14 protein-coding genes are annotated in these 11,700 nt (G+C 42.7%); 6 read left to right on the top strand and 8 right to left on the bottom strand.

All coding sequences use genetic code 11. From position 1 onward, the window contains the following. Positions 1 to 411 precede the first annotated feature (411 nt). Positions 412 to 1,701, top strand: coding sequence for a dicarboxylate/amino acid:cation symporter (locus sps_RS19360; RefSeq protein WP_077753999.1), 1,290 nt, complete (start codon positions 412 to 414; stop codon positions 1,699 to 1,701). Positions 1,702 to 2,177: 476 nt separating this feature from the next. On the opposite strand, the gene sps_RS19355 is transcribed toward sps_RS19360, so the two are convergent. Next, positions 2,178 to 3,278: a GGDEF domain-containing protein gene (locus sps_RS19355; RefSeq protein WP_077753998.1), complete on the bottom strand. Its 1,101-nt coding sequence runs from the start codon at positions 3,276 to 3,278 to the stop codon at positions 2,178 to 2,180. Positions 3,279 to 3,480: 202 nt separating this feature from the next. On the opposite strand from sps_RS19355, the gene sps_RS19350 reads away from it, so the two are divergent. The 3 genes from sps_RS19350 (at position 3,481) to gltS (ending at position 5,821) form a co-directional block, all read left to right on the top strand. Then, entirely contained in the window at positions 3,481 to 3,933 is a 453-nt protein-coding gene (locus sps_RS19350; RefSeq protein ID WP_077755773.1) for a DUF3291 domain-containing protein, read from the top strand. Between the two features lie 36 nt (positions 3,934 to 3,969). Then, positions 3,970 to 4,398: a hypothetical protein gene (locus sps_RS19345; RefSeq protein ID WP_237157886.1), complete on the top strand. Its 429-nt coding sequence runs from the start codon at positions 3,970 to 3,972 to the stop codon at positions 4,396 to 4,398. 193 nt (positions 4,399 to 4,591) lie between these two features. Continuing rightward, positions 4,592 to 5,821: a sodium/glutamate symporter gene (gene gltS, locus sps_RS19340; protein ID WP_077753997.1), complete on the top strand. Its 1,230-nt coding sequence runs from the start codon at positions 4,592 to 4,594 to the stop codon at positions 5,819 to 5,821. A gap of 93 nt (positions 5,822 to 5,914) precedes the next feature. Here the strand turns inward: gltS and sps_RS19335 are convergent, their stop codons facing one another. The 5 genes from sps_RS19335 to sps_RS19315 form a co-directional block, all read right to left on the bottom strand. After that, entirely contained in the window at positions 5,915 to 6,364 is a 450-nt protein-coding gene (locus sps_RS19335; protein WP_077753996.1) for a universal stress protein, read from the bottom strand. Between the two features lie 144 nt (positions 6,365 to 6,508). Further along, positions 6,509 to 7,024 carry an NUDIX domain-containing protein gene (locus tag sps_RS19330; RefSeq protein WP_077753995.1) on the bottom strand — a complete coding sequence of 172 codons (516 nt, stop codon included), beginning with the start codon at positions 7,022 to 7,024 and terminating at the stop codon, positions 6,509 to 6,511. After that, the gene (locus sps_RS19325) at positions 7,012 to 7,731 is read right to left on the bottom strand and encodes a tRNA (adenine(22)-N(1))-methyltransferase (RefSeq protein ID WP_077753994.1); all 720 of its coding nucleotides are present in this window, start codon (positions 7,729 to 7,731) and stop codon (positions 7,012 to 7,014) included. Before sps_RS19325 ends, sps_RS19330 begins: the two co-directional genes overlap by 13 nt. A gap of 170 nt (positions 7,732 to 7,901) precedes the next feature. After that, complete coding sequence (locus sps_RS19320; RefSeq protein WP_077753993.1) at positions 7,902 to 8,216, bottom strand: hypothetical protein; 315 nt, start codon at positions 8,214 to 8,216, stop codon at positions 7,902 to 7,904. A 189-nt stretch (positions 8,217 to 8,405) separates the two neighbouring features. Next, complete coding sequence (locus tag sps_RS19315) at positions 8,406 to 8,657, bottom strand: hypothetical protein (RefSeq protein WP_077753992.1); 252 nt, start codon at positions 8,655 to 8,657, stop codon at positions 8,406 to 8,408. Between the two features lie 332 nt (positions 8,658 to 8,989). Here sps_RS19315 and rsmS point away from each other — a divergent pair, with 332 nt between their 5' ends. Next, a complete protein-coding gene (gene rsmS, locus sps_RS19310) occupies positions 8,990 to 9,205 on the top strand; it encodes a pleiotropic regulatory protein RsmS (protein ID WP_077753991.1) in 216 nt (71 codons plus the stop codon). Between the two features lie 2 nt (positions 9,206 to 9,207). Here rsmS and sps_RS19305 read toward each other — a convergent pair whose 3' ends face one another. Continuing rightward, the gene (locus sps_RS19305) at positions 9,208 to 9,609 is read right to left on the bottom strand and encodes a hypothetical protein (RefSeq protein ID WP_077753990.1); all 402 of its coding nucleotides are present in this window, start codon (positions 9,607 to 9,609) and stop codon (positions 9,208 to 9,210) included. A 385-nt stretch (positions 9,610 to 9,994) separates the two neighbouring features. Between sps_RS19305 and sps_RS19300 the strand changes: the two genes are divergently transcribed. Next, positions 9,995 to 10,243, top strand: a complete 249-nt coding sequence (locus tag sps_RS19300) for a hypothetical protein (protein ID WP_077753989.1) — start codon at positions 9,995 to 9,997, stop codon at positions 10,241 to 10,243. Positions 10,244 to 10,308: 65 nt separating this feature from the next. Here the strand turns inward: sps_RS19300 and sps_RS19295 are convergent, their stop codons facing one another. After that, positions 10,309 to 11,586, bottom strand: coding sequence for a BamA/TamA family outer membrane protein (locus sps_RS19295; protein ID WP_077753988.1), 1,278 nt, complete (start codon positions 11,584 to 11,586; stop codon positions 10,309 to 10,311). Between the last annotated feature and the right edge of the window lie 114 nt (positions 11,587 to 11,700).

Genomic DNA, 11,700 nt, shown 5'->3' with positions numbered 1-11,700 from the left:
GAGTTTTATCACTTCTGATACGGCGTTAACGGGCTTAAACGTAGAATAACTATGTTCCTCACCCGTTGCCTTGTCTCAGAAGCGGTAAATTCTCGCTGAGTGACCATACCTTTATACCGATTGGTATTTGTACTAAAAATACTCGGTTATATACAAGGTGCTAACAAGCCCTACCAGGGTAATTAGAGTTGATTTTAACCTGTTTCACTTAAGGCGATAACGCCGTGTTCTACTGGCCCTAACGTCTGGTGTACGTGAAGTGTACAGGGTGTGGAGTTAATTAACTTTTCAGAAACAAAATTGATAATTGTCAGTTCAGGATGCAGATTTATAGCCTTATTTAGATAATTCTTCTGTGTTTTACTAGTATTTGTAGTGGAGTTACCATGTTTATTCGTTGAGGTGTAATTGATGAAACTTCATTGGCAGATAATGATAGCGATTGTTATAGCCATCTTTGTTGGCTTAATTACGCCTGCTAATAGTCAAATTTACCAAGTCTATGGCTTCTTCGGTACCCTGTTTCTCAATGGGTTAAAGATGGTGATTGTCCCACTCATTATGGCATCGATCATTTCCAGTATGGCTAGCCTAAATCAGGGAGATAACCTGGGTCGTTTGGGGCTTAAAACACTTGGTTATTACGCCACGACGAGCCTTATCGCCATCTTGATTGGACTCACAGTTGTTAATATCACAACTCCAGGCATTATTGATGGTGCGCCTGCGGGTGAGATATTAAACCTTCACGCCGATAGCGCCGAGCTCGAGTCGACCCTGATGCAAGTCGAAGGTCGTGGTAGTAAAGATTTGATTGAAATTTTTATCCGCATGATCCCGACCAACATAGTCTCTGCGGCAGCAGAGGGGCAGATGTTAGGGTTAATATTCTTTAGTTTGCTGTTTGGCTTCTTTATGGGGCGAGTAGAGGGGCGCAGGGGAGAGGTGCTACGAGACTTTTGGAAGGGCGTGTCAAAGACTATGGTGCTAATTACTCAATTTGTTCTTAAGTTTGCCCCTATCGGTATCTTTGCATTAATCGCTAAAACAGTGAGTGCCACAGGCTTCGATGCCTTCGCTCCCATGCTGGTTTTTTTGTTGACTGTGATAACGGCATTAGCACTGCACGCCTTTGTGGCTTTACCTCTCTTGCTTAAATTTGTAGGGGGAGTGAGCCCGCTAAAGCAGTTATCTGTGATGTCGCCAGCCATGTTGATGGCATTCTCTACCGCTTCATCATCTGCGACCTTGCCTTTGACTATGGAGTGTGTAAAAAAGCGCGCCGGAGTTTCACATAAGACTGCCAGTTTTGTCTTGCCCTTAGGCGCAACGGTGAACATGGACGGCACAGCCTTGTATGAGTGTGTCGCGGCCATGTTTATTGCTCAGGCTTACGGGCTAGAACTCGGAATCGTGACTCAGTTCACCATAGTGCTGGTGGCGCTATTAACCTCTATCGGAGTCGCAGGGATCCCGGCGGCAAGCTTAGTCGCTATTACTGTGATTTTAGCCGCTATAGGCCTCCCCCTCGAGGCGATAGGTCTACTCTTGGTTACAGACAGGATCTTGGATATGCTGCGAACCGCAGTCAATGTCTATAGCGACGCGTGCGGCACTGTGATTATCGCGCGAACCGAGGGAGAGTCTTGGGTGCTCTCTCCTGAGCAAGAGCACGAAGTCACTGAACCTGACAATGATTAGATCCACTTTAAGCTCCAGTGCACATAAAGAGATACTTGGTGATTACCTAGCTCCTGAGCAAGAGCAAGAGCACGAGATCACTGAACCTGACAATGATTAGATCCACTTTAAGCTCCAGTGCACATAAAGAGATACTTGGTGATTACCTAGCTCCTGAGCAAGAGCACGAGATCACTGAACCTGACAATGATTAGATCCACTTTAGCTCCAATGCATCATAAAGAGATACTTGGTGATTACCTAGCTCATGAGCAAGAGCACGAGGTCACTGAACCTGACAATGATTAGATCCACTTTAGCTCCAGTGCACATAAAGAGATGCTTGGTGATTACCTAGCTCCTGAGCAAGAGCACGAGGTCACTGAACCTGACAATGATTAGATCCACTTTAAGCTCCAGTGCACATAAAGAGATACTTGGTGATTACCTAGCTCCTGAGCAAGAGCACGAGATCACTGAACCTGGCAATGATTAACTTACTTTGTGAAAATGCCTGAGTTTGTTGCTTTGGATTGATATAGCGCATTATCGGCTTGCTTTATTAATTCATGATAGTGATACATAGATTCAGATTGAACAGCTATCCCCACACTGATACTGGCTAACCAATGATGCGCGCCCAGCGGGACTTTCATATCAGCGACCTTGTTTTGGATCTGCTTGGCTAAGTGTTTGATACCGGAGATGTCGGTACCTGGGCTGATAACAATAAATTCATCTCCACCAAGACGACAGCATAGGTCATCGGTTCTCAGACTATGGGTTATTTTCCGAGCTAATTCGCATAGCACTTTATCTCCCGCATCATGGCCGTAAGTATCGTTCACAGATTTAAAGTCGTCGATGTCAATTAGAATACACGCTAAGGATTGCTGTTCGCTGCGTGACTTAAACCAAAGCAGGTCGAGTTTTTCCATGGCGTAACGGCGATTAAAAATTCCAGTTAAAGAGTCTGTGTTTGAGAGTTTTTCTAAATGGTTATTAGCATCTATAAGCGCTTGAGTTCGCGCTATTACCTTTTGATCCAAAGATTGATTAACACGTTTTAATTGCTGATTTTGCTCACATACCTGTTCAAATAAACCATGTAAGGCTGTAAGTAAGGGACTGGTTGCATTACCAGCTTGTATTTCAGCCTTCTCATAGGCGAGTGCTGGTGACACTCCTGAATCTATCGCCGCAATCTGCTTAGCCATATTTTGATCTGCCCCTAGAATGTGGAAGGCAAGCCAGTGGGTGAGAAACTTTAGTAAAGCTTTTAGTGATTGTTTATCTTGAGCTGATATTCTTGATTGGTTTGTCAGGATCTCATTGAGGAAGTATTGATGGTCTTTGACTTGTTCTTTGATATGGCGTGGATCGACACCTTTTTGCTTCATCAACACTTCTTCATCTGAAAAGTGGTGCTGAGTGTAGTCCCATAACTCACCGAGCACAGCCTGGATATCTTGTAGTACGAGTTCATCTCTGACTATCTGGCGACCGAAGCGGTTAATTAAACTCACGAGTTTATGATGTTGTTCATCGACATCACTTAATCCGGTAATGTAGTGGCTATCCCACTGAAAAGAACCCATATTTCTAACCAAATCTATAAATTATTATCCGCGGAAGATTGTAGGGAACAGAGACGGGCTTGTCTTTGTGCTAGCGCACAGTTTGGTTTGTTTAAGCATAAGGAAAATTAAGGTAGAGTCAGATAACCTCAATTTAGGTTTATTACCTGTGATTGGTCTATCACAAATTTTGCTTTAAAAGGGAAGTTTAATGTCAGAGAAAATGCAGTTAGCCCAATTAAATATTGCCCGTACCAAAGCGGCAATGGATGAACCTTTAATGAAAGAGTTTGTCGATAACTTAGACCCCATTAATGCCATTGCCGAATCAAGCCAAGGGTTTGTGTGGCGATTGCAAGATGAAAGTGGCGATGCAACCAGTATTCAAGCTTTCGATGATCCTTCGATTATCGTGAACATGTCGGTGTGGGAGTCCGTTGAAGCACTCAAAGGCTTTATCTTTAAGACGCATCATATTCGGTTTTTAAAACGGAAAAGTGAATGGTTCGATAGGCTAGAGCAAGCTAATTACGTGCTCTGGTGGGTGCCTGAAGGTTATCGACCTGATATTGAAGAGGGGAAGCAGCGACTCATGCATCTAAGAGAACATGGTGAGTCAGCTTATGCCTTTAGCTTTAAGCATAAAGGCGATAAAGCTTTAGAGGAAAATGTATAATAAATTTTGCTATTTCATCATAAACAGGAGGTTCTTTTGAGCCGTAAATTAACAACAAGCCTTTTACTGATCACCTCCTTGATCAGTTTTAGTAGTTTTTCCGCTAACAACCCTGACGACAACCTGAGTGATGTTTTTAATGTCGACCGTATAGTGTCTGAGAATGTTGAGCTTAACTTCACCAATGATGGTGATGTTGAGCCCAAAATTAGCGACTTTATTGTGGTCAATTACGTGTTGATGAGTAATGAAAAAGGCGACCGCCGCGCCGTGGTGACCCTAGAGAATCAATCATCGGGTAGCCGAATCTTTAAAAGTGAACAGATTATGGCGCTTATGGGGGATGGCAGGCGTATTTCTCCCCATGGTTATAAGCAGAAGTTTAAACGAGGAGAAAGCATCTCAATGACACTCTCATTTGGCAATCATAAAACCCCCATCTTACAGATCTATACGCGTCAATAACGCTTATGCTGATTTTTCATGTCTATGACAGTATTTAAAGGCTTAGAAAGCTGAGAAATCAGCTTTTTATCTTTTGATTCAACTCTAATTCAGTCTTCTTTCTCTATATTTATGCCCTTACTCAGGATGCTCTTTTTATTGAGTGTTAATTTAATGTAAAATGCCGAAGAGTTTTTTGGAGGAAGAGAAATAGATGGAACCCCAGATCGTTGAAATTAAAGATTTTGTGTCGTTTACTCTAGCCATTATTGCGCTATTTATTGGTAAAACGATCATCTCTCGCTATGAGTTGTTGCGAAAGTACAGTATTCCAGAGCCCGTTGTCGGAGGTTTTGCTTGTGCGACTATTGTCGGGGTACTCTATTATGCTTTTGACATCCAGATTGAATTTAATCTGGATGTCCGGGATATTCTACTGCTCTATTTCTTTGCCGGTATAGGGCTTAAGGCCGATATTGTTACCTTGCTGAAAGGCGGCAAGCCGCTGCTGATATTGTTAGTCCTTTCCAGCGTATTTATCTTCTTGCAAAACTTTATGGGGGTCAGTGTCGCGACGCTGTTTGGATTAGATCCTAAAGCGGGGTTGATGTCGGGTTCTATCTCCCTTATTGGTGGTGTGGGTACGGCCATGGCCTGGACACCCACCTTTGTCGAGGAGTTAGGCATAGCCAATGCCAGTGAACTAGGCATAGCATCAAATACATTAGGCCTTATTGCTGCTTGTGTGATTGGTGGTCCAATTGCCGCCTATTTGATGAAACGCCATAATGTGAAGCCTAATCTGGATACAAATTTAGATATTGGCGCTAGCCATAAAAATAATAGTAAGCATATTCAAGTCGATTATTTTGGGGTATTACGCGCCTGGTTATGGTTAAACGTGACACTCATTATTGGTTACTTTATTGACCTGGGATTACAAGAAGCTGGGCTTAAGCTGCCTATGTTTGTTGCCTGTCTGTTAGCGGGTATTATTATCGGCAATATAGGTAGAGCTTATCTCAATCGTGACAAAGGGAAAGACAGAAGTTATGTAGAGGATGCTTCTAGGGGCTTATCACTTATTCAAGATATCTGTTTGGGTATGTTCTTAACCATGGCCTTGATGAGCCTGAAAATTTGGGAGCTCGAAGGCAGTCTGGCTTATATCTCGGTGGTGATGACATTGCAGGTATTGCTGTCGATTCTATTCACTGTATTTATTGTGTTTAGACTGATGGGCAAGGATTATGAGGCGGCTGTTATCTGTTCCGGTTTTGGTGGGGTAACCTTAGGTTCGACGGCCACGGCAATTGTGAATATGACGGCGGTATCTCAGCAATATGGTGCGGCTCATAGAGCCTTCATTATTGTGCCTTTGGTATGTGGTTTCTTTATCGATATCGTCAATGCGATGATCATCAATCTGTTTGTGAACTTCTAGAACGGGACAGTTCATTGATAATAAAAAGGAGCTCTGGCTCCTTTTTTAATTTCTGACTTCTCTATTTAACGAGCCGGGAAGAAAGCTGTGAGTTTAACTGTCCAGTTTTAAGAACATCAAGTCGCAGGGCATGTTGCGCATAAGGGGTTCAGTGGGTGAAAGCAAAAATTGAGTGAGAAAGTTCACTTTATGGTGACCCATGATCAGTAGGTCTATGTCATGCTTGTCGATATTGTCGAGGATCTCAAAGTCGAGATCGCCTGAATTTATGATGTGCTGGTGGATGGGATAGTGATGTCTTACGTCAATATTGAGGGAGTCGATAAGCTTAGCCATCGAAGTAAGAGATTCTTCTCTGACGATACTCTCCTGCTCTTTATAATCGCTGCCTAGCATCCCCTCATAGCTGTGGGGAATGTCCAGGTCGATATGCAGTAGACTCAGTAACGCCTGATTCTGTCTGGCAATATTAGCCGCTTTTGCTAAGATTTCTCCGCTGTCTTTATTCAATGCTACACACAACAGTATATGTTTATAATTCATCCCAACCTGCCTATTTTATTTACTAGCGCTTAACTTCTGTTAAGCCTGATGAAGCAATCATAAACCTCTGTTGAATTAATAATATTGAGGATTACTGAGGCATAGGATAAATAAATCTTACTGTCTGGGGGTATCTAAAAGTGCTTATAACAGCTCTTCGACGATAAGCTTAAGCAGGTAAGTCTCTCGTTCGATAGACATGCCTTTTTTGGGGCTGCTGGCTATGGTGTGCTCGTTGTGTCTTATTGCTTCATGAATATTGATCCAAACAGGGGTCATGCCATTTTGGATCTCATGGGCTTCAAGTTTCGTTTCACCTAGCTCTGGGTGAATATTACATAGGTAGCAGTATGACTCCATATGCATTATGTCGAAATCCTCCTTGTACCAAGGTCTGAACTCTTCGTATAAGCCAAATTCGCTCATCACTTCGATATGCTGAGCGCCGGTTTCTTCCTCAAGCTCTCGAAGAAGCCCTGTTTCGATGGCTTCACCTGTATCTATCCCTCCACCGGGAATACTGTAATCATGATATCGCTCCGTATAGAGCATGAGTATGTTCTCACCGTCTAAAATAATGCCGCGGGCAGCTTTTCGATGGAAAATGTTCCCTTCTAGTGAACTCAGTTCAGGGTGAGTTGTGGTTCTTAAATGGCGCATAAATCTTCTCTGTTTAATTTATTTACAGCTTGATATTGTGAAATAATCTGCTCAATGTCGACATGGTTTGCTGGTGAGTATTGCTGCATGCGTCGATAGTGTTCTAATGTCTTAGTCAGGTAGTCTCTATCATCGTCTCTGGCAAGATCCCACATTTGTGACCCAACATGGGAAACAGGTGTGGAGCTTTGGGTTGATAGATGCATGATTTCGTAGAAACGCTTGTTCTCTTTGATTAAACACTCATGAAGTAACCCAAGTTTGTGTTTAGAGACTTGACTTCTCACCTTGTAGTTGTGATGTACCGGGCAGAGGATAAATTCCAGGTGTTTGTCTGGGTGGTTCGCCAAGATTTGGCTGACTAGCTCGATAAGCAAATCGCCGCCGATACCGGCAATGATGATCAGATGAGTGTCGTTATTCTTGTATTGCGTCAGAGGGAGCATGGCGACATCGATACAGTGAACCTTCCATTTGGGCATCGTTTGTTGGTCAGATTGCATATTGTCGGGCAGAAATCGCTGTAACTTAGACTCAAGCACTAGCATTAAGTCGGCAACCACATCGACAAAGTGGATGGTCTTGGCGGCATTGCGTTTTAGGAGTTGTGCGCCTAAAAAACCATGATCGCAACAGCAATCCCAAATGTGGTCGTATTCCCTGTCTATCATCTTATCTATCTGGTTTAAGCGTTGGCTTAACTTCACTGAATACTCAGGTTCGGAATTAATCGCGCATTCTACCGTGAAATCTATGGTTTTTATAAGCTAATGTGAAAACCATTAAACTTAGGAGCACTATGGCTGTGGTAACCATTTGATGAACTAAGTATTAAACCTGTTATTAAACTGGTTATTAAAAAAGTTTCGAGGCCTATTTACATTAATCTGATGATATCGAGAAGGTTTAGTACACGATTGATAGAGGCCTCTTTGGGATGAGCATGCTCTTTGATGTCATCAGACATTTTGTTCGCTTGAAGATAGGCCTCTAAAACTTCATCGGGTAAGCCCTCGATATGAGGGGATGTCATATGATTTGGCTCTTGAATATTGTCGATGCTCCTATTTTTGATTAAAGAAGCTTGAGCTGCATTCCCTTGGGTTACTTTAGACTGAATAGAGCTGGACTGGGTCTCAGAGAACCCGATAATCGACGCCAGAACGAAGATCAAAAAGAGCGTGAACCTCATGACTATACTCATATTTATTTTAGGTCGGAGTATTGTCTCTAGGGCTTGATTTCTAGTCGATTTTATAGGGGGGAGTGATAGTTAGAAAAGGCAGTAAATGAGTCGTTGGTGGTGCCGACAGTCGATTTGGGCTCGATACTAGCGTATTAAGCCCACTTATAGCAAAGAAGGGAAAGTCTTGGTGGCTCTTTAGAGTACCATCTCTAGCTCTAACTCAATATCGGTGCAACCTTTCTTACAGAAGACCCCATATTTTCCCGTCTGTTGCTTTTCAGTCGGCACTATGAGGTTGAGAGGCTGCTTACAGGTTTCACACAAGACAGTGTTGCCTTTGAAGAGACGTTTAATCAAGTTCTTCTGTGCGTTAAACGATTTGGTTGTGGTCTTGTTAATTGCTGAAAAATCGAGTTTCTGTGTCTTTCCTGGGCTAGTTTCGCTCATTATCCGCCATCTACTAATAGGTTGGTTATCTTTGTTATCTATTGTCGAGTATATCTTTGCTGGAGCCAACACTAAAGACTTAATCTCATGGATAAGTGCTTCTCTTCCGTTATTAAGCTATGAAGTAAAGTAAACGTGAGTTCAGTCGGTACATTTCATGCTTCTCAAGTTGAGCAATGAGTGGGTAAAGTCAATTCTTTGGACTCGCAGACTAATCTTGATATTTATTCTGACCATAAACGGTCAGGAGCCACTACTTGCAAGCTTGTGACTAAGATAAGAAATATCTACAATAGCAGTTAACTAGTATTCGATAAACTTCAGATGACAAGATGTCCAAGCTAAACAAAACCGAATCAGACAAAGTACCCCCAAATACAGTAGAACAAGAAGGAACCTCTTCTCTGGATACTGCCGCGGACGACATTAAACTGGCTGTGGATCTTATCTACCTCTTCGAAAGTAACAAAATTGACGCGCAAGTCGCGTTATCGGCTATTGAAATAGTTAAAGCCGATCTTATGTCTAAATTAGACAAAGTTGAGTGACCCTAGAACTGATAGCGAACTCCCGCGATGGCTTCTAACTCGACTTTGACATCATCGATAATGTAAAGAATAGGCTGAGCCTCAAGGAAGAAGGTGAATTTTTCTACTGAGGTTTGCGCGCCGAATATGGCTCTTGCACCTAACTTTAGATCGTGTTTACTTGAGTTTATCTCGGCAATTTTACCGCCAAAACCATAATAGAAGTGGGGATTGTTAAAGTTGATCATCTTGTCTGCTGTGATTGAAAAATTATCTAACGCCACTCCTAGCTTAATATCACCAAATTTAGCATTGATTCCAGAGTCACTACCAATCATGACGCCGACTTGAGGTGCAGCAATTGCCGTTGAGCTGGTTATTGTCACTAATGCTAACAGGCCGATAATAGATATAACTGATTTCATGTTTCACCTTTAAATTGAATGGGCATGTACCTATAGGTACAGTCGCCATCGATGGGGAAAGGTTATTGAAATCTCCTTTCTATTTCAATCGAATTAAGGCTTAATTGGCTAGGAACCTAGTTAATGATAATTTATTGAAATTTATGATAAATAAACTTTATTATGATTTATCTTTAATGGAATAAAATAGTGAGTACTTTGCTTTCAATCTGTCAGTAATAGGGCGAAAAATGGCAAAATAATGATGGTGGATCTCTTAGGAAACATCTGAGGAATCGAGAAAATCCAGTTGGTCAGGAAATATACTAACGTTTTTTCTCGTCTATTTAACTAAGCGGCTTATTACCATTGATTAAGCGAAGGCTCCTTGTATATTGGAGGGATTATGTGCGGCACACCCAAGACAAATCTTAGTGCTCAAATACCTAAAACCCCTTTTAGAAGCTTTATGGCCAGCATGACACTGGCGCAACGTAAACATTTCGCACAAGTGGCTAATCGCGCTCAGGAGAACCGTGATAGTCGAGAGCTGTATCGGCAACGTTTATCCTCTAACCAAAAGCCTGTAGCAAGGCTAAGCCTATGGGGAAAGCTCAAGCAATTGTGTAAACAAACGGTAAATCTGATGGGGTAAAAATTCGGATATAGACAAGACTCCTTACTAGCATCTAGACACTCGTCCTTAGGATCTTTTTTGGCCTAAAAAGATTCTGCTACGGATACGTATATGGCATCATTATCCCCTGAACGGGCGTAGTCGAGTCGTAAATTGATCCGCTGAGAGTCGAGCACCATATAACGAATGCCGGCCCCGTAGCTGCGGATCATATCATCATCCCATAGCTTAGACAGTACGTTAGAATCATAACCCCCACCGACAAATCCAACGACGCCGAAGTCACCATAGACCTTCCAACGTGCTTCTATTTGCCCTGATGAGGAGGCTTTATTAAGGTATTTGGTAGCCGAGAAACCGCGCAGTCCTACTGTACAATAATCCCAAAGTGGGGCATTGCCGTATTTTGCACACCCTCTGGCTTCAAATGCCAACACTAGGGGGTCGAGTAAGTGGTAATAGTAGCGATATCGAGCCTGATAGGATTGGTAGGTATTACTGCTGCCAAAAAACTCATCGTTAAACATGGCATCGAACTCGAAACGCTGTCCAGAATAAGCATTGGTTTGATTATCTCTGCTGTCGAACTGTACTAATACGCCGGCGCCGTTGGCTTTCGCCTTACCTAATTCATCTTCAGTATTGCCTTCGATATTTTGGCCTTCACCGCTGCTAGAAAATGTTTGTTCGTTATCAATCAGTCGTACTTGTCCGCCGACAAACCAATTATCGCCGACGCTGCGAAGTAACTGTCCTTTAAGCAGGTTGCCCTTAATATTCCAGTCCAAGCCTTTGCCACTTTGAGTGTATTTACTGTCTAATAGAGTCAGTTTTAGTGCGACATAGGCGGCAGTCCCGGTAAACCGCCAGTTATCTTCATCCCAGTAGTTTTGCTGCATTAGCCCATAGGCATAACTGTCATTATCAGTGTAAGCCGCTACCGCTTGTGTGGTCGATGCGGGTTGAACGGCTCTTTCTGCTGCCGTCTGGCTATAATAATAGGCGCCAGCGATGACGAGCCCGGTACCAATAGTTGGATCGGCGATGGGAATAGGAACGGCGACGAAATCGCCTTTATGGGCCTTCAACCTTGTGTCTTCTTCACGCAGATCTGGGGACCATTCTGGAATGATATTGTTAACGCCATAAGAGCCTGTACTGGTGCTTTGATGAGTCTCACTGGCGGTTTGAAGTTTTGGGTTGATGCTTTGAGGCGGGAGAGTCTCATCCGAGAGTGAGTCATTATTCTCTTGAGCTAAGCCAGGTAAAGAAACGGTACAACCGTAAAATACGACACTGCTTAAGGAGAGTATTTTCATTCTTCTTTTTAGCGCTGCGCTAAATACCTTAGCTGGCTGCATTATCATCTTCCTGATTCACCGTGATGACCCATAGGTTAGCAGTTTGTTGTATTTTAGTAACTGCTTGTTTCTTGTCCTTGATTGTTTTTATGAAATAATACTAAGTAATATAAG

It is taken from the genome of Shewanella psychrophila, assembly GCF_002005305.1.
Taxonomy (GTDB): domain Bacteria; phylum Pseudomonadota; class Gammaproteobacteria; order Enterobacterales; family Shewanellaceae; genus Shewanella; species Shewanella psychrophila.
Note: the sequence above shows the minus strand (reverse complement) of the source record. Positions and strands in the feature narration are given on the sequence as shown.

Bases quoted from the DNA above. Each gene is read 5' to 3' on its own strand.
- sps_RS19295 (WP_077753988.1), bottom strand. From the start codon at position 11,586: ATGCAGCCAGCTAAGGTATTTAGCGCAGCGCTAAAAAGAAGAATGAAA.
- gltS (WP_077753997.1), top strand. From the start codon at position 4,592: ATGGAACCCCAGATCGTTGAAATTAAAGATTTTGTGTCGTTTACTCTA.
- sps_RS19320 (WP_077753993.1), bottom strand. From the start codon at position 8,216: ATGAGGTTCACGCTCTTTTTGATCTTCGTTCTGGCGTCGATTATCGGG.
- sps_RS19305 (WP_077753990.1), bottom strand. From the start codon at position 9,609: ATGAAATCAGTTATATCTATTATCGGCCTGTTAGCATTAGTGACAATA.
- sps_RS19360 (WP_077753999.1), top strand. From the start codon at position 412: ATGAAACTTCATTGGCAGATAATGATAGCGATTGTTATAGCCATCTTT.
- sps_RS19315 (WP_077753992.1), bottom strand. From the start codon at position 8,657: ATGAGCGAAACTAGCCCAGGAAAGACACAGAAACTCGATTTTTCAGCA.
- sps_RS19350 (WP_077755773.1), top strand. From the start codon at position 3,481: ATGCAGTTAGCCCAATTAAATATTGCCCGTACCAAAGCGGCAATGGAT.
- sps_RS19300 (WP_077753989.1), top strand. From the start codon at position 9,995: ATGTGCGGCACACCCAAGACAAATCTTAGTGCTCAAATACCTAAAACC.
- sps_RS19335 (WP_077753996.1), bottom strand. From the start codon at position 6,364: ATGAATTATAAACATATACTGTTGTGTGTAGCATTGAATAAAGACAGC.
- sps_RS19330 (WP_077753995.1), bottom strand. From the start codon at position 7,024: ATGCGCCATTTAAGAACCACAACTCACCCTGAACTGAGTTCACTAGAA.
- sps_RS19355 (WP_077753998.1), bottom strand. From the start codon at position 3,278: ATGGGTTCTTTTCAGTGGGATAGCCACTACATTACCGGATTAAGTGAT.
- rsmS (WP_077753991.1), top strand. From the start codon at position 8,990: ATGTCCAAGCTAAACAAAACCGAATCAGACAAAGTACCCCCAAATACA.